The sequence below is a fragment of the Shewanella sp. LC6 genome, assembly GCF_006385735.2.
Lineage (GTDB): Bacteria > Pseudomonadota > Gammaproteobacteria > Enterobacterales > Shewanellaceae > Shewanella > Shewanella xiamenensis.
The window spans coordinates 3490560-3515724 of record NZ_CP043902.1 but is presented as its reverse complement, the minus strand read 5'-3'; the positions used below and the strand labels follow the sequence as shown (position 1 = coordinate 3515724).

At 48.3% G+C, this 25165-nt stretch carries 15 protein-coding genes; 9 read left to right on the top strand and 6 right to left on the bottom strand.

From position 1 onward, the window contains the following. Positions 1-207 precede the first annotated feature (207 nt). The gene (locus tag FJD32_RS15735; RefSeq protein ID WP_037425544.1) at positions 208-1977 is read left to right on the top strand and encodes a monovalent cation:proton antiporter-2 (CPA2) family protein; all 1770 of its coding nucleotides are present in this window, start codon (positions 208-210) and stop codon (positions 1975-1977) included. Between the two features lie 68 nt (positions 1978-2045). Here the strand turns inward: FJD32_RS15735 and FJD32_RS15730 are convergent, their stop codons facing one another. Continuing rightward, complete coding sequence (locus tag FJD32_RS15730) at positions 2046-4514, bottom strand: TonB-dependent receptor (protein ID WP_088585864.1); 2469 nt, start codon at positions 4512-4514, stop codon at positions 2046-2048. Positions 4515-5349: 835 nt separating this feature from the next. Here FJD32_RS15730 and aceB point away from each other — a divergent pair. The 3 genes from aceB to FJD32_RS15715 all read left to right on the top strand — a co-directional run bounded on the left by aceB (position 5350) and on the right by FJD32_RS15715 (position 9199). Further along, complete coding sequence (gene aceB / locus FJD32_RS15725; RefSeq protein WP_088585863.1) at positions 5350-6999, top strand: malate synthase A; 1650 nt, start codon at positions 5350-5352, stop codon at positions 6997-6999. A gap of 134 nt (positions 7000-7133) precedes the next feature. Continuing rightward, positions 7134-8456: an isocitrate lyase gene (gene aceA, locus FJD32_RS15720; RefSeq protein ID WP_037425548.1), complete on the top strand. Its 1323-nt coding sequence runs from the start codon at positions 7134-7136 to the stop codon at positions 8454-8456. A gap of 374 nt (positions 8457-8830) precedes the next feature. Further along, a complete protein-coding gene (locus FJD32_RS15715; protein WP_007646510.1) occupies positions 8831-9199 on the top strand; it encodes a hotdog domain-containing protein in 369 nt (122 codons plus the stop codon). 37 nt (positions 9200-9236) lie between these two features. Here FJD32_RS15715 and FJD32_RS15710 read toward each other — a convergent pair whose 3' ends face one another. The 4 genes from FJD32_RS15710 to yiaY form a co-directional block, all read right to left on the bottom strand. Next, positions 9237-9449: a hypothetical protein gene (locus FJD32_RS15710; protein ID WP_037425550.1), complete on the bottom strand. Its 213-nt coding sequence runs from the start codon at positions 9447-9449 to the stop codon at positions 9237-9239. Between the two features lie 74 nt (positions 9450-9523). Continuing rightward, a complete protein-coding gene (locus FJD32_RS15705) occupies positions 9524-10822 on the bottom strand; it encodes an NAD(P)/FAD-dependent oxidoreductase (RefSeq protein ID WP_037416017.1) in 1299 nt (432 codons plus the stop codon). Between the two features lie 682 nt (positions 10823-11504). Further along, the gene (locus FJD32_RS15700) at positions 11505-11876 is read right to left on the bottom strand and encodes a hypothetical protein (protein ID WP_037416019.1); all 372 of its coding nucleotides are present in this window, start codon (positions 11874-11876) and stop codon (positions 11505-11507) included. 685 nt (positions 11877-12561) lie between these two features. Then, positions 12562-13710, bottom strand: coding sequence for an L-threonine dehydrogenase (gene yiaY, locus FJD32_RS15695; RefSeq protein ID WP_037416021.1), 1149 nt, complete (start codon positions 13708-13710; stop codon positions 12562-12564). A gap of 327 nt (positions 13711-14037) precedes the next feature. Between yiaY and FJD32_RS15690 the strand changes: the two genes are divergently transcribed. Further along, positions 14038-14514: a MarR family transcriptional regulator gene (locus tag FJD32_RS15690; RefSeq protein WP_037416024.1), complete on the top strand. Its 477-nt coding sequence runs from the start codon at positions 14038-14040 to the stop codon at positions 14512-14514. A gap of 68 nt (positions 14515-14582) precedes the next feature. Here FJD32_RS15690 and FJD32_RS15685 read toward each other — a convergent pair whose 3' ends face one another. Further along, positions 14583-15215 carry a peptidylprolyl isomerase gene (locus tag FJD32_RS15685; RefSeq protein ID WP_088585862.1) on the bottom strand — a complete coding sequence of 211 codons (633 nt, stop codon included), beginning with the start codon at positions 15213-15215 and terminating at the stop codon, positions 14583-14585. A 508-nt stretch (positions 15216-15723) separates the two neighbouring features. On the opposite strand from FJD32_RS15685, the gene malQ reads away from it, so the two are divergent. The 4 genes from malQ to FJD32_RS15665 are packed head-to-tail and all read left to right on the top strand — an operon-like array spanning position 15724 to position 25143. Beyond that, positions 15724-18114 (top strand): 4-alpha-glucanotransferase, encoded by a 2391-nt coding sequence (gene malQ, locus FJD32_RS15680; RefSeq protein ID WP_088585861.1) that lies wholly within the window; start codon positions 15724-15726, stop codon positions 18112-18114. Positions 18115-18131: 17 nt separating this feature from the next. After that, on the top strand, positions 18132-20372 hold the full coding sequence (glgB, locus tag FJD32_RS15675; RefSeq protein WP_181159875.1) for a 1,4-alpha-glucan branching protein GlgB: 2241 nt from the start codon (positions 18132-18134) through the stop codon (positions 20370-20372). Then, complete coding sequence (gene glgX / locus FJD32_RS15670) at positions 20369-22627, top strand: glycogen debranching protein GlgX (protein WP_088585860.1); 2259 nt, start codon at positions 20369-20371, stop codon at positions 22625-22627. The genes glgB and glgX overlap by 4 nt, the downstream gene beginning before the upstream one ends. Positions 22628-22629: 2 nt before the next feature. Beyond that, the gene (locus FJD32_RS15665; RefSeq protein ID WP_088585859.1) at positions 22630-25143 is read left to right on the top strand and encodes a glycogen/starch/alpha-glucan phosphorylase; all 2514 of its coding nucleotides are present in this window, start codon (positions 22630-22632) and stop codon (positions 25141-25143) included. The last annotated feature ends 22 nt before the right edge of the window (positions 25144-25165 follow it).

Sequence of the window (25165 nt, the reverse complement as noted above, 5' to 3'; positions counted from 1 at the left end):
GTCTGTGTAACTGACTGTTTAGGTTAATGTAACGCGTTTTTTTTCTTTCGCTGTTTCGGTTATTTCTTGCGTTTTCTCGATGATTTTTAGGTCAATTTTTCACACTTTTTCCTGCATAACTAGAGTATGATTGCCAGCGGTAGCCGAAGCTTTTTCGCTTAAGGTCATACCCCTATTTTTGCCTTTCGCTAACATTGTGGAGCCCTAATGGAAGAGTCGAGTCTGCTCACTTCTGTACTGTTATTTTTATTGGCCGCGGTGATTTTTGTACCCTTGGGCAAACGTTTTGGCGCAGGACCTATTCTGTCTTACCTCGCTGCTGGGGTGATTTTAGGGCCTGGCGGCATGGCGCTGGTGTCTGATCCCGCCGCCGTGCTGCATTTTGCCGAGCTGGGTGTGGTACTGATGCTGTTTGTGCTCGGGCTTGAACTCAATCCGAGCAAGTTATGGGAGCTGCGCAGCGCCATCTTTGGTCTCGGTAGTGGTCAGTTACTCCTTTCTTGGGCGGCAATTGGCGGTTTAGCTTGGGGATTTGGCTTATCCATTGAGGCAGCATTAGTGGTTGGCGCGGCGTTATCCTTGTCATCGACGGCTTTTGCGGTGCAGTTGATGAGCGAACATAGACTACTGACCACCCCGCTGGGCCGCGATGCCTTTGGTGTGTTGTTAATGCAAGATCTCGCCGTGATCCCCATGTTGTTATTAACCGCTTATCTTGCACCTAATTCGGCCCAGATTGAGCACCATGCGGTGCCTTGGTATTGGACCTGTGTGGCCTTAGTGGGCTTTGTGTTGGTGGGCAAATATCTGTTGCCGCGGGTACTTAAACTTGTTGCCAGTAGCGGCGTTCGTGAGGTGTTAACCGCCTTTGCATTATTGCTGGTGATGGGCAGCGCCGAATTGATGGAGTGGCTGGGGCTATCGGCGGGTATGGGGGCGTTTTTAGCCGGAATTATGCTGGCGAACTCCAGCTACCGACATCAGCTCGAAACCGATATCGAGCCTTTTAAGGGCTTACTGCTTGGGCTGTTTTTTATGGCGGTCGGCATGAGTATGGATCTCAAGCTGTTTTTAACCGATCCCTTACTTATCCTCGCGATTTTACTGGGCATGCTGCTGATTAAGACCCTAGTGCTAATGCTGCTTGGCCGTTTACGGCACCATACATGGCGCCCGAGTATTGCCCTAGGGCTTATCTTGGCAGAGGGCGGTGAGTTTGCCTTTGTGTTGTTATCGCAGGCGCAATTATCCAGCATAGTGGATGATAAAATCGCCCAAATATTAGTGCTCGCCATTGGTTTATCCATGGCAGTCACGCCGATGATTTTCACGCTTTTTAGAGCCACTAAACCTAAGGTGGTGGATACTCGTTTACCCGATACCATTAATGTGACTGAATCTGAGGTGGTGATCGCCGGATTTGGACGGGTGGGGCAGATCACTGGGCGGATTTTAGCGTCATCGGGTATTCCGTTTGTGGCCTTAGATAAGGATGCCAGCCATGTGGATGTGATCCGCAAATACGGTGGTGAGGTCTATTTTGGCGATGCCAGACGCTTAGATATGTTGATGTCGGCGGGAATTGCGCGCTCGCGCTTGTTGCTGCTGGCCGTTGATAATGTTGAGGATTCGATTGAAATTGCCCAACAGGTGAAAACCCATTTCCCCCATATCAATATTGTTGCTCGGGCGCGGGACCGTAACCATGCCTATCGATTAATGAGCCTTGGGGTGACTGATGTGTTCCGTGAAACCTTTGGTTCGGCTTTATCTGCCAGTGAGAAGATTTTGCAGGGCTTAGGTTTATCACAGGTGCAGGCCAATGAAAGGGTGAAGATTTTTGCCGAGCACGATAAAAAGCTGGTGATCGCCAGTGCTGCCCATCAACATGATTTAGCCAAGCTGATTGATTTATCCAATAAGGGGAAAGCTGAGTTGGAGTCGCTGATGCGTGGCGACCGGGAAAACGTTAGTTAAGTCTGCCAGCTAAAACAACAAGAGAGCCAATGGGCTCTCTTGTTTGTTTATGGGCTTAAGGAAAACGCTTAGAAGCTGTAGCTATATTGCAGCTTCACATTACGCTCTTCGCCCGGCATACCACCGAGGAACATCGCTTTGCTGTAATAGTCTTTATTGAATAGGTTATTGATATTCAATTGTAACTTCCAAGAGTCGGTGGCGTAGCTGATGGCAGAGTCCACTAAGGTGTAGCTCGGCACATATCCATCAGGGATGCCAAAGTCTGTTGAGTGCGTGCTTCTATCATCCACATACTTGGCGCCTAAACTCAGCTCAATAGGGCTGGATAAGGCAAACCAGTCTGCACCATAGGTCACCCAAGCACTGGCGGTCACATAGGGTACCCCTTTTTGGCGGCTGTTGTAGGTTAAACTATTTGGGTTTTGTTTATCCCTTGCATCTTGGTACATGCCATTAAAGTTAACTCGCCACTGATCATTTAGGTGGGCATTAAGATCTAACTCGACCCCTTGGGTATCTTCGCTGCCATCGTAAAAGTACACGGGTACCTCGGCACCAGATACGCCAGCGTTATAGTCTGGGTTGTTGTAAGGCACATTCGTGCGTGAGCTTTTAAAGAACACCAGCGATGCTAGCATCTGATCATCAAAGGCTTTAAAGCGCATACCAAGATCGTTACTGACGGATTCTGAGTCTTCGCGGTCGGTATTTTCCCCAGTGATTGAGCCTAAGATGCTATAGGCGGTGCGGCCCTTTGAGTGATTGACGAAAAATGATAAATCATCAATGGGCATATAGGTTAAGCCCAAGTTGTAGGTGACACCATTATCTTTGCTATCTTCCTCAGGGGTAGGGCTCGCTTGACTCGCGCTGTAGCGCTCATCCACACCTAAGTGCTCATAGCTCTGTTTGATTTCGTTAAAGGCCACGCCAACACGGGAGGTAAAGCCATAACCTAAATAACCCACATGTTGCACGCCTAAGCCCCAAGCGCTGACTTTTTTGTTGTAGTTGGCGGTTTTGAGTGGATCGTAGTCGGCAAATTTACCCGTTCCCCAATTTGGATTGCGAATATCGTAAATGTACGGTAGCGAACCACGGTAAATCACTTCGCCTTGTTTGTTTTTAATGACTTGATCTGCATCGTAAATTGAGAATTGCTCGAGGCGAATATCGCGGTCTTCGTAGTTAGCGTTCACCAGTAATTCGTTGTCGATATTGCCGATTTGGAAGTCGTAACGTAGATCAGCAAAATACTGCCATGAGGTTTCTTCGGCATCGAGTTGGCGGTATTCCTGACGTCTGGCGGCAAAGGGATAGAGCACGCCATTTTCAACCAGTGGCGCGCGGGGATCCTGGTTAATCACATCAGTCGATACGCCACCAATCTTGATGTTTCGCTTCCAGTACACATAGTTGTAAGCCCCTGTTTGACGGGCAAAACCTGTGGTGTAGTCGCGATATTGCAACTGCTGATTGAGGAACAGATTATCGGTAAAGTAGATATTGTGGGTTAGCTTGAATCTTAATTCTTCACCTTCATTATCCTTTGCCATGGGAGAAATTAATCCCGCGTCACCAAAGGAATAGGGAGTTAAGCCATCACCACTTGCGAGTGATGCCGCCAATTGCTGACGCTGCTCGTCGGTTAGTTGTATGCCCAGCCCTTTAGGATCGTTTATCAAATCTTGCCAAGTGACTTCGCCAGCGGTTTTGCCACCGACAGAATCGGCATTGTAGATACGGATTGGATGGCCGATGGAGTCAACGGCAATGGCGTCTTTGATATACGCGCCGGATAGCATCAGATCTTGGCTATCACTTAATACCCATTTGAGTGAGCCGAACACTTCATCACGGTCGGCGCCTAAATCACGGTAGCCTTCACTGCGGGCGGTTTTGGCGACTAAGCGGTACGCAAGATCATCGGTAATTCCACCCGTGCTGTCGATGGCGAGCGAGTAGGTATCCCACTGGCCAACTTCTGTGGTGATTTTGTGTTTGGATTCAAATTGCGGTTTCTTTTCAATCAGGTTGATCACGCCGCCCGCGCTACCCATGCCATAGAGTCCAGTCGCTGGCCCTTTTAAAACCTCAACCGATTCCACATTGGTTAGGGAGCGAGTGGGGTTAAAGGTATTGCCAAGGCCGGCACCGCCATACATGCCGTCATAGGTGTAGTTTGCGCCTAGGCCGCGAATCACTAAGTTATCCCCAATGCCGTAGTTATTGCCCGCTTGAGTCACCCCGCTGATATTGCGAATTAAGTCCTGCAGATTGTCGACTCCTTGGCTGTTAATCAGCTCCTGGTCAACGATAACAACCGCCGCAGGGGTTTCCATCAAGGACATATCTGACTTAGTCGCAAGTCCTGAGTTTTTCACAACGGAGTTTTGTCTGCCGTATACCGTTATACGTTCGATGTTTTCATCGCGAGCAGAAGGTGTGTCATCGGCAAAAGCGGTATGTGGTAAAGCACTGAGGCAGGCGAGTGCAATAAGTGATAAACGAAATATAGGTGGTGATACTGACATATAAATTTCCCCCAAACAGAATGGTCGCGAATGATAATGATTTTCATAACCATTGCAACCTTTGATTGATAGGTCTTGGGAGTTAAATGTTTGTCATCTTTACGTATGATTAACGGTTTGTGGATTAATCCTGTGGTGAGTTTTGCCGCCACTAGGCGCGTAACTTGAAGCAACTCTTAGCCAGATTTCTAATTTGTTTCATTTTTTTTATAAAAAAGTGATTTATTTTTTGGGTTAACCACATCGACTCGGCTTTTTGATCGAGAAACATAACCCGTGATCCCTATCACTCTCACCCTATCCTAATGACTGTTTACGTAAACGTAATATTTAAACGAGTGTTTAAATTTATGTGGTGTTTCAATTTTGTTAACTTGTTATTTTTATTAGTTTTACTCGCTTTCCTTAAGGTGGAGTTCAAAACGCTGTCTGTTTTCTACTTAGGTCGAATAAGGTAAAAGTGGTGTATATATTAATTTTCATTATGTAATTTAATTACGTATAAAATTACAATGCGCTTAAAGTGGTAAAGTTGTCAGACAAATTTCACCACTACCAAAATAGTAATTATCGCTTTAATGTAAAGTAATTTTAAATCATATGTTTATACTTTAAAAGTCACTTTGGTCAGACCAATTTTGTCACGGTTTTTGGTCAAATTTTTTAGCTGTCATGACACTTTTGGATAGTTGCAAATACAAATGTTTGTCTGTAAGTTTTGGTTCTAAACGAACATTTGAATGTTTTGCGGTGAATGTTTGTACATGTTACCCATGTCTTTACTGGTAATGAGTCGTAAACGAGCAAGAGTTTTGCCTCTTGGGAGGGTGAGAAGATGACGGAACAAACTTTAAGTGAGCAGCAATTGAATTCGGCACAGAATAAGACCACTGCGAATGGCACGCTGACCATAGTGGGAAATACTATCCCTGGCCAAGAAGTGATTTTTACCGAAGGTGCGCTGGCGTTGCTTGAGTCACTTTGCCGTGAATTTGCGGCTGAAGTGCCCACCTTACTCGCCAAACGTAAAGACAGACAGATGCGTATCGATAAAGGGGCTTTGCCAGACTTTTTACCTGAGACTCGCGCTATTCGTGACGGCGCATGGAAGATCCGCGGTATTCCGAACGACCTACTTGACCGCCGTGTCGAAATCACCGGTCCCGTCGAACGTAAGATGGTGATCAATGCACTTAATGCCAATGCCAAAGTGTTTATGGCGGATTTTGAAGACTCTTTAGCACCGAGCTGGCAAAAAGTCGTGGAAGGTCAGATTAACCTGCGTGATGCGGTGCGCGGTGAGATTGAATACACAGCGCCTGAAACCGGTAAACACTACAAGTTAGGCCCAAATCCTGCGGTATTAATTTGCCGTGTGCGTGGCCTGCACTTAAAAGAGAAGCACGTTGAATTTAACCAGCAGTCCATTCCCGGCGCGTTATTCGACTTTGCAATGTACTTTTACCATAACTATCGCCAATTGCTGGCGAAAGGCAGTGGTCCTTACTTCTATATTCCTAAACTCGAGAGCCATATCGAAGCGCGTTGGTGGGCAAAAGTGTTTGCTTTTGTTGAGGAAAGATTCTGCCTGCAGCCTGGCACAATCAAATGTACTTGTTTGATTGAGACCTTACCCGCGGTGTTTGAAATGGACGAAATTCTCTATGAATTACGTTCAAACATCGTCGCACTAAACTGTGGTCGTTGGGACTATATCTTTAGTTATATCAAAACATTAAAGCGCCATAGCGACCGCGTGTTACCGGATCGCCAAGCGGTGACCATGGATACGCCTTTCTTAAGTGCCTATTCAAGACTGCTGATCAAAACCTGCCATAAACGTGGCGCACTGGCTATGGGAGGTATGGCGGCCTTTATTCCGGCGAAGGATCCTGTACAGAACGAAGCCGTGTTGCAACGGGTGCGTAAGGACAAAGAGCTTGAGGCTCGCAATGGACACGATGGTACTTGGGTCGCTCACCCTGGTCTTGCGGATACGGCGATGGGGATTTTTAACGAATATATCGGCCAAGATCATCAAAACCAATTGCATATCACCCGTGATGTGGATGCACCGATCCTGGCCGCTGAGTTATTAAAGCCCTGTGATGGGGAGCGCACTGAGCAAGGGATGCGCCTGAATATTCGTATTGCACTGCAATACCTTGAAGCGTGGATCAGTGGCAACGGTTGTGTGCCGATTTATGGATTAATGGAAGATGCGGCAACCGCTGAAATCTCCCGCGCCTCGATTTGGCAATGGATCCAACATGGTAAGTCACTCTCCAACGGCAAACCCGTCACGAAACAATTGTTTAAAGACATGCTGGTGGAAGAGTTAGCAAACGTGAAAAAAGAAGTGGGCAGTGACAGATTCACCCACGGCAAATTTACCCAAGCGGCGGTATTGCTTGAGGATATTACCACTTCGGATGAGTTGGTCGACTTCTTAACCTTACCCGGTTACGAGATGCTAACTGCTTAATTATAAATGCGTTAACACTTAATGCGTCCTATGGAATGCGTTATGGCGGTGAAACCGTCAATTAAATCAATGGGCAGGGTGACGCGGTGGGGCAGCGTCACTTGCTACAACATCATACAGAAAGGAGTGACACTATGACTAAGGCAACACAGACTTCACGTCAGGCGCAGATTGACGCGATCAAAAAAGATTGGGCAGAGAATCCACGTTGGAAAAATGTTCGTCGCCCATACACTGCAGAAGAAGTCGTGGCACTTCGTGGTTCAATTGTTCCAGAAAACACCATTGCCAAGCGTGGTGCAGCTAAATTGTGGGATCTCGTCAACGGTGGCGCAAAAAAAGGTTATGTGAACTCGTTAGGCGCACTGACTGGCGGCCAAGCGGTACAACAGGCTAAAGCGGGTATCGAAGCGATTTATCTGTCTGGTTGGCAAGTGGCTGCCGACGCTAACTTAGCGGGCACTATGTACCCAGATCAATCCTTATACCCAGCTAACTCAGTGCCTGCGGTCGTTTCACGCATTAATAACTCCTTCCGCCGTGCTGACCAAATCCAGTGGAGCAACGGGGTTAATCCGGAAGATGAAAACTTTGTCGATTATTTCCTACCCATTATTGCCGATGCTGAAGCCGGTTTTGGTGGCGTACTGAATGCGTTCGAGTTGATGAAGTCAATGATCGACGCAGGCGCCGCCGGTGTGCACTTTGAAGACCAATTAGCGTCAGTGAAAAAGTGCGGCCACATGGGCGGTAAAGTATTAGTGCCAACCCAAGAAGCTGTACAAAAACTGGTTGCAGCACGTCTGGCTGCCGACGTAAGCGGTGTTGAAACCTTAGTTATCGCTCGTACCGATGCGAACGCGGCGGATTTATTGACCTCTGATTGCGATCCGTACGATCGTGACTTTGTGACTGGCGAGCGTACCAATGAAGGTTTCTACCGCGTAAAAGCGGGTCTGGACCAAGCGATTTCTCGCGGTCTAGCCTACGCACCTTATGCGGATTTAATTTGGTGTGAAACCGCTAAGCCTGACTTAGAAGAAGCACGCCGCTTTGCTGAGGCAATCCATGCTCAGTACCCAGACCAATTGCTGGCCTACAACTGTTCACCTTCGTTCAACTGGAAGAAAAATCTGGACGATGCAACGATTGCCCGTTTCCAACAAGCACTATCAGACATGGGCTACAAGTACCAATTCATCACTTTAGCGGGTATCCACAACATGTGGTACAACATGTTTGACCTAGCTTACGATTACGCTCGTGGTGAAGGTATGAAGCATTATGTTGAGAAAGTTCAAGAAGTTGAGTTTGCGGCAGCGAAGAAAGGTTACACCTTCGTGGCGCATCAACAGGAAGTGGGCACAGGTTATTTCGACCAAGTGACTACGGTTATCCAAGGTGGTCATTCATCGGTGACTGCGTTGACTGGCTCGACTGAAGAAGAGCAGTTTTAAGCGAAGTCTGTTGTATCGCGAATAGGTTCTACCCGTAAGATGTTGTACCCGTAAACCCTGTGTTTAGCTGCATTGCAGCTGTTGTCTCCCGTGCAGTTCGCCTACATGTGCTGCACGGGTTTTTAAGTCAACTCTTGTGACTTAACTTCCCACCCAGTCAATACTTTGCTTGCCTGTGCTTGGCGACTCTCTGAGTCGCTATTTTTTTATCTAATTGATTATTCTGGTGCAACTCTGACTCGAGTTGGTGCAATTTTTTAACCGTTTTACAAAGACTTAATACTATCTCATTGTTATTCAATGGCTATTTATCTTGGCCTAAATAATGCTGTGAATTGGCCGTAAAACTTAGCATTCACAGTGAGGTCACCGTCATGAAATATTACAGTCGTCGTTTAGTCAAACCTGAACATTTAAATCCTGCAAATACCCTATTTGGCGGCCAGTTATTGAGTTGGATTGACGAGGAGGCGGCTATCTTTGCTGCATGCCAGATGAAAAGCACCAGCCATGTGACTAAGCTGATTTCTGAAATCAATTTTATGACGCCGGCGCGCCAAGGGGATGTGTTGGAATTTGGCTTGGAGCTTGTCAGCCTCGGGCACAGTTCCATTACGGTCAGTTGCCAAGTGCGTAATAAGATGACGCAGGCGCCTGTGGTGAGTATCGATAAGATGGTGTTTGTAAATGTGAATGCGCAGGGATTACCGGTTCCCCATGGTATTCGTGCTAATGCGGCCTAAGGATTGAGCCCCGATAAAGCAGAGTGACGCACGGGCGTCACTCTGAGTCTTTAGTAAGATCTTCTTTGACCGATTTCACTGCATCTCTTGAAGCATGACCAATGGCTTTGGTGGTGTCGCGGGTGGCATGACCAATCTCTTTAGTGACATCCTTAGTGGTGGTGCCGATAGCACGCCCCGCATCCTTTAAATCGGCGCAGGCCGTGGTGACAAGTAGCAATGGCAGTATGAGGAGTGTAGCTTTTTTCATGGTTATTCATCCTGAAAACTAACGGTTGCCTCGCAAGATACCAAATAGTTACGCAAAACGCCTTAATAATCTTGCTAATGCAATTTGAGATGGGGATGAATAATGCGACTAATACCTTTAGCAAACATTAAAAGGCTGCCTTTTACCACACCGTGCAGTTCAATTAAATGTCGCCGATAGAGAGAAGTGTAAACAAAGCGAGCGATTTTACCTTCGACCATCACTCCACCGCCGATAAATGACAGCAAGTTGCCCACAGTATGAAACTTCGACAAGTTAACAAGCGACCCAAGATCTTTATAAACATACTGATGACGGGCGTCTTGTCCTGCAAGCAGTAGCATAATATTGTCGGCCGTCATGAGTGCCATTTGTCGTGCAGATTGCCCCCTTGGTGGAACAAAAGTACCGTTGGGTTGTGGGCAAGCAGCACAGTCACCAATTGCAAAAATATGCGGATCGCGGCTGGTTTGCATATTCTGTTTTACCACCAACTGGTTAATATGGTTGGTTTCTAGTCCACCAATTTCCTTCAGAAAATCCGGTGCCTTTACCCCTGTAGACCAGATCACTAAATCGGCGGGGATCATTTGCCCATCTGTTGTGGTCAACCCCGTTTCATCCACCTGATTAATGCGTGTTTCAGTCATGACCTTAACGCCGAGCGCGGCTAATTCTTTGGTCACTGAATCTGAAATTTCGCGCTTTTCTACTTTAGGTAAAATCCGTTTATCAGCTTCAATGAGGGTGACCTCCAAAAGACGTGAATCGATGTTATAGCCAAACCCGCGCAGCTGATCCACGGCATGGTGCATTTCCGCAGACATTTCTACTCCAGTGGCCCCTGCACCTACAACAGCAATTTTAATTTTATCGGCCAGCAGGCTATGGCTGGCATAACGGAGAAACTTATTCAGCAAAATTTTGCGGATTGCCATTGCTTGCTCTGTATTATCAAGAAATTGGCAATGTTCACGTACGCCTGGAATGTTAAAGTCATTAGCGATGCTGCCAATGGCGACCACTAAATAGTCATAATCAATATGACGAGATGGGAGTAGTACATCACCTTTATCATCACAAATCGCAGACAGCACTACTTGTTTGTTTTGTCTATCGATATCCGTCATAGCGCCCTGCTGAAAATGGTAACCATGGGCGGCTGCATGGCTTCGATAGCTTAAAGCGTCGATACCGACATCGAGTGCGCCAGTCGCAACCTCATGCAGTAGTGGCTTCCAAATATGGCTTTCAGCACAATCGATTAACGTTATCTTTGCTTTTCCTTTGCGCCCCAGTTTGTGGCCTAATTTAGTCGCAATCTCCATCCCGCCAGCACCACCACCCACGATAACAATGTTTGCTATAGCCATGCCGCTTATTCCTATTCGTTGTGTCGTTAGATTGTGCAGAGGGTAAGGTTGTGAAACAAAATATTAACCTTAGCTTTATGTCTCAAGCAATGAGGCCATATGTTGGGAAGTGAGTCAGGAATAATGATTATTTATTGATTTTATTAGTCTTATTTTTTTATGGGGGTTGAGTGTATGATTATGCTGATCGCAAATTGTGATGTGTGTCGTGTCACTTTTTGGTGAAATGTGCGCTGGCTCACCTGCTTGTGTCGGGAGAGTTCTTTGAACTGAAACGCTTTATGCCGCTTGTGAGCACCATCGTCATCAGTTAACTAAATCCTAGGGCGCATTGATGTATCGAGATTACATTTCATTCCGACAAGCTAGTGCTCGCGAAACGAAGAATAATGCGTAGTTATTCTACTCAAATGACATGCGGCTCTTAATGACAGAAAGTAAGAGCATGTGCTTGTCTGCTGCGTTATTCTCCGTTTATGTAGGATGACTACAAGCACGGATTTTGCCTTGTATAAACACTGGCCAAATTGCTCCAAAAACTGAAACGTCAACACGCGCTAGGCATGAGATCACAATTGCTTGCTGCAGCTTTGACTAAAGTACTTAACAAAAAGGCCAAACGTTGGTTTGGCCTTTGGGATAATTGGGCATTTGACGCTATATGCCCACGGCGAATGGTGTTCTATGCCTGTTCTAGCTTGGCTAAACGTTGCTGATAGTCTTGGATTAGGTGCTGCATAATTTCTTCTGGTGCGGCCTTGTCGCAACAGGTATCGAGGAAAATTTTAAAGGTGACGAGCGCATGACCATCATTTTTAAGTCTATCGCTTTGCATCGAAAAATAGGCTTCTTCATTTTCGGCTTTGCGGACGACAAACTTACTGGTTTCAAAGGATTTAGTGCCTGAGAGTTCATGCCATTTGGTGATACGGTTTAATGCAATTTCACTCGATTGGTTTAATTCAATGTGGTTTAACCAACTTGCGGTATGTTCGGGATCTTTGTAATGCGGACATCTAACTGTGTAGTTATATACATGAGTAATTGCTGTCATAGCGTACCTACCTGTAGAGGATGTTGCTGCCATCATAGGCATCGTTTTTGAATTCGGTCAATCATTAATTACGCTGATACCGTCCTAGATAAATCACCGTTTTTACAAGTGTTTTTATATAAAAATGAGCGAGTTAATTTATTTGCCATAGCTGTTATTTAGCATGAGTTTTTAACGAATAACTTTGGGCTATCTCTCAGTTTTGCACTCAAATTCGTTTTTGCTTAACTACTGCGCAATAAAGCACCAATTAATGATAGGTATAAAAATGTTTTGATGAGTATGCTATTTAACATTAGCAAAATATGAGGGAAGTGCATGGTTGATGAGGGCTTGAATGGACAGAGGCCCGTTCCTTAAAACGGGCCTCTCAGCTGGCTTCATCTTTTGCAGGGAAAAAGCGAACTGGAACCAGTCTAGCGGATTTGTAACAGCATGTAACCCACCAAGATCACGTTTTTGCGCTATTTGATGGAATTTTCGATCTGCGCGATCTCAATTGCCGAAGATTAAGGCGTTACGGCGGTTTTTGCTGTGATGATGTGGTGTTAAAGGTGTCTTTGATGCATAAAAAGAAAGGCCCAAACAAGGGAACTTGTTTGGGCCGATTCTATGTCGTTAGCTTGCGCTAGCCGAACAACATCCTGTCAATTGGCGCGCTGATAGGCGTTAGAGCTTGTATGACTTATAACGCATTCGTGAAGATCTGGCAGATCTCTTCATGGGTTGCCTGTTTAGGGTTAGTGAAACCACAGGCATCCTTCAAGGCGTTTTCAGCCAGCGTTGGAATATCTTCCGCTTTAACCCCGAGTAACGTCAGGTTTTCTGGAATATTTACCGCAACGGATAGGGCTTTAATCGCGGTGATTGCAGCCGCAGCACCTTGCTCATCCGTCATATTGGCAACATCGACACCCATCGCTTTGGCGATATCTTTTAAGCGATGCGGTACCACTTTAGCGTTGTATTCTTGCACATGGGGTAATAAGAGGGCGTTACACACACCGTGGGGCAGATCGTAGAAACCGCCTAATTGGTGCGCCATGGCATGCACATAACCTAAGCTGGCGTTGTTAAAGGCCATACCCGCTAAGAATTGCGCATAGGCCATCTGCTCACGGGCTTCAATATCTTGGCCTTGTTTTACCGCATTCACTAAGTTGCCTTGGATAAGCTCAATGGCTTTAATGGCGCAAGCATCGGTAATGGGGTTCGCAGCGATAGACACATAGGCTTCAACCGCGTGGGTCAGCGCGTCCATGCCCGTTGCAGCAGTGAGGCTTGCTGGTTTTTTCAGCATCAGCTCTGGGTCATTCACAGACAGTAATGGGGTGGTGTGTTTATCGACAATTGCCATTTTGATATGGCGAGCTTCGTCAGTGATGATACAAAAACGGGTCATCTCGCTGGCGGTGCCGGCGGTGGTGTTAATGGCTACTAATGGCAGTTGTGGCTTAGCGGATTGGTCTAAGCCTTCGTAGTCTTTGATGCTGCCGCCGTTGGTTGCCACAAGAGCGATACCTTTAGCGCAATCGTGTGGTGAGCCGCCACCGAGTGAAATCACAAAATCGCATTGATTGGCTTTTAACAGTGCCAGACCGGCTTCAACGTTCCCGACGGTTGGGTTAGGTTGTACGCCATCAAACACGGTTGAGGTAATACCATTTTGGCCGAGTTTTTCGACCACTTCACCGACTAGACCAATATTGACTAAAGGTTTATCCGTCACAATTAGCGCGTGTTTAAAGCCTAAGGTTTTGATATCACCAATAGCATCATCTACTGCGCCTTTGCCTAATACGTTGACGGAAGGAATAAAAAATTTAGCAGCCATATATCCACCTATTTGCTTGTATATTAAATTTGTTTCTTTCTGGTGACCAAACTACCAATTAAGGGGTGGCCAAGTTGTGATCTAGATCGGTTTAGATAGATTCCTGAGGTGAAATTCGCACTAAAGTTGGAACTAGATAACTAAATAATGAATTTTTATGACAGAGATTAAGGGCTGCATACGCTATGTTTTTTAACGTTTTTTTCAGCTTTTGCTTGTTTAGTTAAACTCAGATTATTACGCGATAAAATTGCCCGCCAAGGTGAGTTGTGGTTGAGTTTCTGGTAAGGTGCGGCCGTTGAGTTGATGAGGAGTATGTGAAGTACGATGGAAAAATATGAACAACTGCTGATTTCACTGCGCCGCGTGATCCGCGCTATCGACATTCATTCGCGGCAACTCAATAAGCATTCCGGCTTGACGGGACCACAGTTGATGGTGATGCAGAAGATTGCCCAACTCGGCGCTCCCTTAGCCAAGCAGGTGGCCGAAGAAATCACCCTCAGCCCAGCCACTGTGACAACGATTATTGATAGGCTCGAAGGGCGGGGATTAGTGATCCGCAAACGCAGCGAGTCCGATAAGCGTAAAGTCCATTTGTATTTAAGTGATGCGGGGCGCGCACTTTTAGAGGCGTCTCCTAAACCACTTCAGGAACACTTTATTAAGCAATATCAAAATCTTGAAGAGTGGGAGCAGAGTCAGCTACTCTCATCGGTGGAGCGAATTGCGGCCATGATGGACGCCGATAAAATCGACGCAGCACCTATGTTGTTAGTGGGTAAAATTCAAGGGGATGAATAATCTCCTTGGGCCGAGAATAATAAAAAGCACTGATAAATCAGTGCTTTTTATTTAACCCCGAGTATTTATCAAGCTTTGGGGCAGTTGGTTTCTGTCACACTATTAATCAAAATCTCAGTCACTGGTGTGTCGTTAAAACCGTTGCTGGTTTTGGTCGGCACAATGCTTATCTGATCGACCACATCCATCCCTTCGATGACTTTACCAAACACAGCATAACCATAGCTGCTCGCCGAAGCATCGAGCTGGGGATTATCCAACACATTGATAAAGAACTGTGATGTTGCTGAGTCTGACACTGTGGTACGCGCCATCGCGATAGTGCCCCGTTTGTTACTGATGCCGACCGCGGCCTCGTTTTTAATCGGAGAGCTCGTTGGCTTGCTCTGTAATCCCGTGGTGAAACCGCCGCCTTGGATCATAAAATTATTAATGGTTCTGTGGAATAAGGTGCCGTTATAGAAGGACTTATCGACATATTGTTTAAAGTTCTTACCCGTGATCGGCATATGGGTGAGGTCGATGGCTAAGGTTACATCCCCCTTTGTGGTGCTCATTAAATAACAGACATCGGCGCTTAAGCTCGGTGGAGTTGGGTCGGGTTTGGGGATATTGGGAGTGAGATCATCTTCGCCACCGCCGCAGGCACTGAGGACCATGCTCAAACTGCTGGCGAGTAAAAGTCCCGTGATTCTTTTCATATCAATTTCCTTATTTTTGCGTTGTTCGCCACGCCTTTGCCTGCTTGGATAATGTAAGCGGGCATGGGTAAATGTTGCGATTAAGTGTTGTTTTTGTTTTGTGCGCGCATAGTGACAGAGCGATGAAGGGGATTTCAAGATGAAAAATGTAATTGATACAAAGTGTTGCAGCTAGTTGCCACTCTAATCTCCCCTGTGCCAGAGAGGCATTCAACCTAAGAGATAAATCTCACTAATGTACTCAAAGATAAGATGTTGTTTTGCTTGCGCCATTTAAGCGCGTTGCACCTTTTTTAATCACTCCCTGCTTCAAACTAGTGCGTTTGCGAGATGGCTCGGTGGGCAAAGGCTTGGGTGATAAAGGCACGTATTTTATTCAAGATGCTGATTTATAAGTTTTCTTTGTTGTCACTTGGCTGACACAAATCTGTCTTCATGCTGTTATTTTGCGCTGGCATGGTTACTGCCTATCTAAGACTATGGATGAGCAGTCGCGGGGGCGACAAATATGGGGCTGGAGAAGTTGCTGTATTTGCGGGGCGTGGGGGCAGACTTTACCGACTGCTTTGGCCAGTACATCCGCATTCCCGAGGCTGACAGGCAAGGGATTTTGACCTGTATGTTGCAGGAAAAAAATACTCAGTCCTGCGAGGCAAAGGATGAACCGTTAACGAGTTTACCCAGTGGCGACGAGCTTGACGCTCAGGTGTATCAACTCGATGCACACCATTGGACACAAGTGTTGCCAGCGTTTCATTGGTGTTATGTCGATGAACCTTGGGTCTGCCTGTATTTACCTCAATCTTACCGTGGCGATCTGCTACTCACCTTTACCTGTGAGCAAGGGGAGAGGGTTATTCTTGAGGTGCCATTTTTGGCGCTAAAACCGATTGGGGATTATCGTATTCAGGCGCAGGAGTTGGCGCAGTTTGGCACCAGCTCCTTTGCCAATGAGTGTCAGTTCCTGCAATACCGCCTCGACCTCTTAGGTCATGAGTTTCATTGCCGTGATGCGGGCGATGCCGCTGAGCAAGATAGCAGCGCTGAGCCGCGCCGTTCATGGGAAAATGTCAGCGCCGCGCCAAACGCATCTAGCAATAAAGACAACTTAAGTGATTTATCTTGCCTCGGGCTGGGCTACCACACTCTGAGCGTCAGTTTGCTTGGGCTGGCAGATGTTCAGCACGGCCTAGCATCGGCAAGCACCTCATCAGCAAGCATTTCTGTAGCATGCAAGGCGACTGAGTTCCATGGCACTTTTATGGTGGCACCGAGAACCGCCTATCAAGGGGTGATGAGCGCTGTGGCGCAAGGAAAGCGCCATAAACCCTGGGGAGTGAGTCTTCAGCTTTATAGTCTGCGCAGCGAAAGCCAATGGGGTATCGGCGACTTTGGCGATTTAGAGCAACTGATTGGTTTAGTGGCCGAATATGGCGCCGATTTTATTCAACTTAATCCATTGCATGCCTTAGATATTGCCGCGCCGGAACATCCGAGTCCCTATAGTCCCTGCGATCGTCGAAGGCTGAATCCGCTGTATATTCATTTACCTAGTGTGCCTGAATTTGAGCCATTAAAGACGGAGTTTGCGGCGAAGGAATGGCAAGAAGCCATTGCCCTACTCAATGCGGAGAACTGGCTCGATTATCCCAAGGTGAGTGAGCTTAAGTACCGCGCCTTTGCACGTTTATACACTGTCTTTTGCGAACACCATTTACAGCCAAACACACCAAGGGCGCAGCGATTTGAGGATTTTGTAGCACAGCAAGGCGCGCCGCTCAGGGAATTTGCCCAAGCCGAATCGCTACGCAGCCCAAGGGCCATAGCGCAGGATGAAGGCTTTTATTTATACCTGCAGTTTGTGGCCGAAGATCAACTGCAACTATGCCAACTCAAAGCCAAAGAAGCGGGAATGGGCATAGGGCTTATCCGCGATTTGGCCGTAGGCGCCGCGTTGCAAGGCGTTGAGGTTCAAGCCAATTCGCAGCAGTTCTGCTTAAACTCCAGCATAGGTGCACCGCCAGATCCCTTCGCGCCGCAGGGACAAAACTGGGGCCTTACGCCCCTCGACCCCGTCAAGCTAAAACAGCATCAATATCGTCATTTTATTGAGCTTATCCGCGCCAACATGACCCACTGCGGTGCGCTGCGAATCGACCATGTGATGGGGCTGCTGCGGCTCTGGTGGTGGCCACTAGATAAGCGCCTCGGCCATGGCGCCTATGTGTATTACCCGGTCGAAACTCTGTTGGCGATTCTCTGCCTTGAGAGTCAACGTGCCCGCTGTGTGGTGATTGGGGAGGATTTGGGCCTAGTGCCGCCCGATATTATTCATCGCCTGTATCAGGCGGGGGTTTACTCCAACGAGTTGTTCTACTTCTGCAAAGACCATCAAGGCTTTAAGCCGCCGAGCCAGTATAAGTTCCAGAGTTTGATGATGCTGGCAAACCACGATGTGCCGACGTTAGTCGCTTGGTGGACGGGCAGCGATTTGCACCTGAGGCGACAACTCGAACTACTCAAGACTGATGATGAACTGTGGGAAGCGCTCGCCGGACGTGAGCAGGAAAAACACCAGCTCGCGCAGTGCTTAATCTCCCAGGGCTTATTAGCCGAGACAGATATTCAACAGATTGATATTGAAGATTTATTAACGGCGTGGATGCCATTTTGCGCCTCGGGCAATAGCGCACTTTACAGCGTGCAGTGGTGCGATCTGCTAGGGGACCGCCATGCGGTGAATATTCCCGGCACTTGGCTCGAGTACCCGAATTGGCAGCGGCGATTGCCCATCAGCCTAAGTGAGGCAGCGGTTAAACCTACGCTGGATGAACGTTTGCAACGCATTGCTGCGGCAAGACATTTGCCAGAAACGGCTGCGCATACAGATACCCTTTGACTAAAAATGGAAGCCAAATGATGACTCAAGCCCAGACTTACTTCTATGACGGTAGCGATGTCGCGCTGTTAAACGGTCAATATACGGATGTGTTTTCCCTGCTCGGTATGCACAGCATCAACGAGGGCAAGGCCCTAGTCGTGCGCTGTTTTTTACGCAACGCCCAAAAGGTTGATGTGATAAGTCTTAAGGATGGCCGTAAGGTGGCGAGCCTTGAGCGCGTCAATGAGGCGGGACTATTTGCGGGCACGCTTGGCAGACGGGTTAAGCCCTTTTTGTATGCGCTACGGGTGACTTATCCCCTCTGTGAGTTGGATATTATCGATCCTTATCAGTTTGGTTCACTCCTCGATAGTCAGGACTTATACCTCTTCGGCGAGGGAAGTTCTGAGCAGGCCTATCGCTTTTTAGGTGCGAACTGGCACCAAGTCGATAGCGTAGAAGGAGTCCATTTTTGCGTATGGGCACCCAATGCTAAACGAGTCTCTGTGGTGGGGGATTTTAACCACTGGGACGATACTCGCCATGTGATGCGCCAGCATCTGGCCAACGGCTTGTGGGAGATTTTCCTGCCTGATGTTGCCGAAGGCGCGCACTATAAGTTTGATCTGATTTATCAAAATGGCGAGCGTCACGCTAAATCTGACCCTATGGCGACCCAAATGGAATGTGCGCCGCACAATGCCTCCATAGTGCCGAAAAAACATCAACACCCTTGGGCAGATACACAATGGATGGACAAACGGGCGAGCACGGCTTGGCATCGCGCCGCTATGTCTATCTACGAAGTGCAGTTAGGCTCTTGGCGCCGAAAAGGCGAGTTTGGTGAGCAATATTTTGATTATCAAGACTTAATCGAGCAGTTGATCCCCTATGTGAAAGAGCAAGGCTTTACCCATATCGAGTTGATGCCGATCAGTGAATATCCCTTCGATGGCTCTTGGGGGTATCAACCCGTTGGCCTGTATGCGCCGACCCATCGTTTTGGTGATGCTAATGGCTTAAAGGCCTTTATCGATGCTTGCCATCAGGCCGACATTGGCGTGTTACTCGATTGGGTCGCGGCGCATTTCCCTAAGGATCCCCACGGCCTTGTGCGTTTCGATGGCACTTGCCTCTATGAACATGAAGATCCGCGCAAAGGCACGCACCCCGATTGGGATACGCTGATCTATAACTACGACCGCGGAGAGGTGCGTAGTTTTCTGCTCAGCAATGCCTGCTATTGGCTGCGGGAGTTTCACCTTGATGGGTTAAGGCTCGATGCGGTGTCATCCATGTTGTACCTCGACTACAGCCGCGAACCCGGACAATGGCTGCCCAATGCCTATGGCGGACGGGAGAATTTAGAGGCGATTCATTTTCTGCAAATGTTGAATCAACGTTTGTATCAAGCCTTCCCCGGCATTTGCATGATAGCCGAAGAGTCAACTGCCTTTGCAGGCGTGACTAAGCCGACGGATAGCGGCGGGTTGGGGTTTGGTTTTAAATGGAATATGGGTTGGATGAACGACAGCTTAAGCTACTTAGGCCGCGATCCTATTTATCGCCAGTATCACCACAACCAGCTGACCTTTAGCCTGATGTATGCCTATTCGGAGCAATTTATGCTGTCGATAAGCCACGATGAAGTAGTGCACGGCAAGGGCTCTTTGCTGCATAAAATCCCCGGCGATGATTGGCAAAAATTCGCTACCCTCAGGGCCTATTACGGCTTTATGTGGGGGCATCCAGGCAAAAAATTACTGTTTATGGGCAGCGAGTTTGCCCAGCGTGACGAATGGAACCATAACCATAGCCTCGATTGGCATTTGCTTGCTTTTGAGCCCCACCAAGGCGTGCAGCGCTGGCTTCGGGATCTGAATCAGCTTTATCGCCAATTCCCCGCCTTATCCGTGCTCGACTATGACTCGCAGGGTTTTCGCTGGCTCGATTGTGACAATGGCCGCGACAGTATTTTTAGCTTTGTTCGCTATGGCGAGGGCAGTGATGTGCCCTTAGTGTTTGTGGTGAATATGACACCAACCCTGCACCAAGGATTTCGTATTGGCTTGCCCCAAGGCGGGGATTTCTGTGAGTACCTCAATAGCGACAGCCATCTCTATGGCGGCAGTAATCAGGGTAATGCGGGCAAGGTGATTGCCGAAGATTTACCTTGGCAGGGTATGGCGTCGAGCGCGTTGATCACTGTGCCGCCCCTGGGTTGCTTAATCCTCGGGCCAGCGATGGATGCGCCCGATAGAGATGTTAGCCTATGACGAATCCTGTGCCTGTAAATGCTGATGGCTCAACCGCCTTTAACCTAAGTGCGGGGCAGCCTTTTCCCTTAGGGGCGACGGTCGATGATGGCGGGGTGAATTTCGCCCTGTTTTCGGCCCATGCCACAGGGGTGGAGTTATGTCTGTTTGATGCCCAAGGCGAGGTGGAAATTCAGCGCATCCCCTTGACGGAGCAGACCCAGCAGATCTGGCATTTGTATGTGCATGGGCTCAGTGCCGGCCAGCTTTATGGTTACCGTGTTTATGGTCCCTACGAGCCGCAATTAGGCCACAGATTTAATCCGCATAAGTTGCTGTTAGACCCTTACGCGCGCCAGCTCGTGGGACGCTATCACCACCATATCGCCAACTTTGGTTATGAGATTGATAACCCTAATGAAGACTTATCTTTCAGCACCTTAGATAACGCGGATTTTGTACCTAAGTGCAAAGTGGTCGATACTCGGCCTCTTTTTAATGCCGCTAAGGCGCATACTATTCGGCCTCTTACAAGTAAGCGTGAGCCACTACCGCTTGAGCAGTGCATTATCTATGAGATGCACTTAAAGGGATTTACCGCGCTGCACCCTGAGATAGATGCGCCGCTGCGTGGTACCTTTGCCGGGCTGGCATCGAATGCTGCGATAGATTACTTAGTTAATCTCGGCGTGAATTGTGTCGAGTTACTGCCGGTACAGGCATTCTTCTCCGAGCCCTTTCTGCTTGAAAAACAGCTATCTAACTATTGGGGTTATAACAGTATAGGCTTTTTTGCGCCTGAGCCGAGTTATCTCTCGAGTGAGGATATTGGCGAGTTTCGCACTATGGTGGATGCGCTACACAGCGCGGGTATCGAAGTCATTCTCGATGTGGTCTATAACCACAGCGCCGAGGGTAGTCGCCTCGGGCCGACCTTTAGCTTTCGCGGTATCGACAATCTGAGTTATTACCGCCTGCATCCAAATGATAAACGCTTTTATATCAATGATACTGGCTGCGGTAATACCTTAAACCTCAATCACACGCGCATGTTGCAGTTGGTGTTAGATTCGCTGCGTTACTGGGTCGAAGTGATGGGCGTCGATGGTTTTCGTTTCGATTTAGCCGCCTGCCTTGGCCGTGAAGCCTATGGATTTGACCCCGGAAGTGGTTTTTTCGATGCGCTGCTGCAAGACCCTGTGTTGTGCCGGGTGAAGCTGATTGCCGAGCCTTGGGATATTGGCCCTGGTGGGTATCAGCTGGGTAATTTCCCTGTGGCTTTTAGCGAGTGGAATGACAGATACCGCGACACCATGCGGCGTTTTTGGCGCGGCGATCACGGCATGTTGCCCGAGTTTGCGCGGCGGTTTCATGGCTCGGGGGATTTCTTTGAGCATAGCGGCCGGCCTCCTGCCGCCAGTATCAACTTTTTAACCAGTCACGATGGTTTTACCCTCAAAGATTTAGTGAGTTATTGCGAGCGGCACAATTGGGCCAACGGTGAAGAAAACCGCGACGGCCACCATGAGAACTTCAGCTATCACTATGGGGTAGAAGGCGAAACTGACGACGCCACCATTCTTGCGCTGCGCGCCCGCCAGCAACGCAATCTATTGACCACATTATTCTTATCCCAAGGGGTGCCTATGTTACTCAGTGGTGATGAGGCGGGCCGCACCCAAGGCGGGAATAATAACGCCTATTGCCAAGATAACCCCTTGAATTGGTTCGATTGGTCAGCGGATGGCATGGATAGCTCATTGCTGAGTTTCACCTCACAGCTGATTGCCTTGCGTAAACGCTTCCCGCTGCTGTGCGCCAAACGTTTTATCCATGAGCAGCTAGTGGCCAATGCCTTCAATTGGTCACCTGAGGCATCTGCAATCCAAGCTGCAAGCCCTGTCTCAACCCGTGCGGGGGTGAGGCTGGATTGGTTTAGCCGTCAAGGTGAACCTATGAGCAAAAGCCTGTGGAGCGAGTCCATTGGGCGCAGTCTTAGTGTGGTGTTATCAGGCAATTTAACTGCCACTCAGCCGCAGACTCAGGGTGACAACCTTCAAGCACTGCTGTTGATGGTTAATGCTGATGAGCACCCTTTGGCCTTTACCCTGCCGGTTTTTGACGGTTTAGGACCGTGGCAATGCCTGCTGCATACCCAAACGGACCCACAATTTTTAACTCCCACTGAGCCGCTGGATGCTCAGTCCTCACCGACGCGGTACTTGCTACAGGATCGCAGTCTTATGCTGTTTCATGCTGATTTTATAAGGAATTAACTATGAGTCATAACAGTGAGCTGAGCCCAAATACCAGCGGCGTTACTCCCAAAAAACGTTCAACAAAGACGGTTGAAAGTAAGAGCAAAACAGCACCCGAACCCTGCGAGCCCTGTGATGCCTTACCCGCTTCTTTTACTCGCCATGTTCGCTATGGATTAAGCCGCGGCGAAGGGGCGCGTGGTGAATTATTTCAAGCGCTGGCTCTCAGCGTAAAAGAGCAAATGCTGGATGATTGGCGTGAGACGCGCATCAAAGATAGCTGTTACGACAACAAACAAGTGGCCTATTTGTCACTCGAGTTTTTAATGGGCAGGACACTGGGTAATGCCTTGTTAAACTTAGAGTTAGAGCAAGATAGCCGCGAGGCGTTAAGCCATTACTCTGTTTCACTCGAGGAGATAGAAGAGGCCGAACATGACGCGGGCTTAGGCAATGGTGGCCTTGGGCGGCTTGCAGCTTGTTTTCTCGATAGTTGCGCCAGCATGGACTTATCCGTGACTGGGTATGGCATTCGTTACGAATACGGCATGTTCGCCCAAAAGATAGTTGATGGTTATCAGGTTGAGCGCCCTGATCGCTGGTTACGTGAGGGCAACCCTTGGGAGGTGCGTGTTCCGCACCATAATGTGACGGTAAAGTTCTTTGGTCACACCGAATCCTATGTCGATAAACAAGGGCGCAGGCACATGATTTGGGTCGATACCCAAGATGTGCTCGCTGTTGCCTACGATATGCCTGTTCCTGGCTATCGCAATGGTCGCGTGAATAGCTTAAGACTTTGGAAGGCTGAAGCCACCGATGATTTTGACTTAGCAGAATTTAACCAAGGCGATTACACAGAGGCCGTGGCGCGTAAAAACCTCGCCGAGCAGATCACTATGGTGCTTTACCCCAACGATGCCAGCGAAAACGGTAAGGAGCTGCGGCTGCGTCAGCAATATTTTTTGTCTTCCGCTAGCTTACAGGCAATTTTAAAACGTTGGGTACATCACCATGGCAATGATTTCACTCATTTTGCTGAAAAAAATGTGATGCAATTGAATGACACTCATCCCAGTATTGCGGTCCCCGAGTTAATGCGGCTGCTGGTGGATGAATATGGTCTCGAATGGGATGCCGCTTGGTCGATCACCAGTCAAACCATTGCTTATACCAATCATACGCTGCTACCCGAGGCATTAGAGCGCTGGCCTGTGCGTATGATGGCATTGATGCTGCCGCGTATTTTAGAAATCATCTATGAAATCAACGCCAGATACCTCGATTTAGTTGCCCACCACTGGCCGGGGGATGGTGCCAAACTGGCCAGCATGTCGATCATTCAAGATGGCCCCGATCCACACGTCCGCATGGCCTATTTAGCCATAGTGGCCAGTTTTTCGGTGAACGGTGTCGCTGGATTACATACCCAATTGTTAAAGTCGGGCCTGTTTAAGGATTTTTATAGCCTGTGGCCGCAGAAGTTTAACAATCGCACTAACGGGGTGACGCCAAGGCGTTGGTTAGCCCACTGCAATCCTTCACTCGCCAAACTGTTAACCAACCATTTAGGCAAAGGTTGGGTGACGGACTTAAGCCAACTGACGGCACTCAATGCCTTAACCCAGGACGCCAGCTTTATTCAAAAGTGGCGTGAAGTGAAACAAGCCAACAAGGCGGTGCTGGCCAAGATGATTGCTAAGGAATGTGGCGTCGAGTTTGACCCTTCAATGCTGTTTGATGTGCAGGTCAAGCGGATCCACGAGTACAAGCGTCAGCTACTCAATATTCTGCATGTTATTCATCTTTACCATCAAATCCAGCAGGGGCATACAGAGCATCTGGTACCACGCTGTGTGCTGATCGGCGGTAAAGCGGCGCCCGGTTACTTTATGGCGAAGCTCATCATCAAACTCGCCAGCAATGTTGCCCATATGGTCAACTGCGATCCTGTGGTGGCGCCTTATCTGCGCTTTGCGTTTCTGCCCAATTACAACGTCAGTGCGATGGAAAAAATCTGCCCCGGCACCGATGTCTCCGAACAAATCTCCACCGCGGGTAAGGAGGCCTCTGGCACGGGCAATATGAAGTTTATGATGAACGGGGCACTCACCATAGGCACCTTAGATGGCGCCAATATCGAGATGCTCGAAGAGGTAGGCGAGGATAACTTCTTCCTCTTTGGCCTCAACGCCGATCAAGTGGCCCAAATGCGCTGTGATTACCAACCTCAGCGCATTATCGCCGAGTCCCACGCCTTATCCGAAGTCATGGCCTTACTGAAGAGCGGCCATTTTAACCTACTGGAACCGGGAATTTTCGACCCGATTATCGCCTCGATTGAAAGCGCGGACGACCAGTGGATGACGGCGGCGGATTTCGATAGTTATCGCCTCGCCCAAGAGGCTGTGGCTAAGGCTTATAAAGATCCGAAAAAGTGGACGCAAATGAGCATTCGCAACACGGCGGCCAGTGGTCGCTTCTCCAGTGATGTGACGATTGCAGGCTATCGGGATGAAATTTGGAAACTGTAAGGGAGTCGTTAATGAGCGAAGG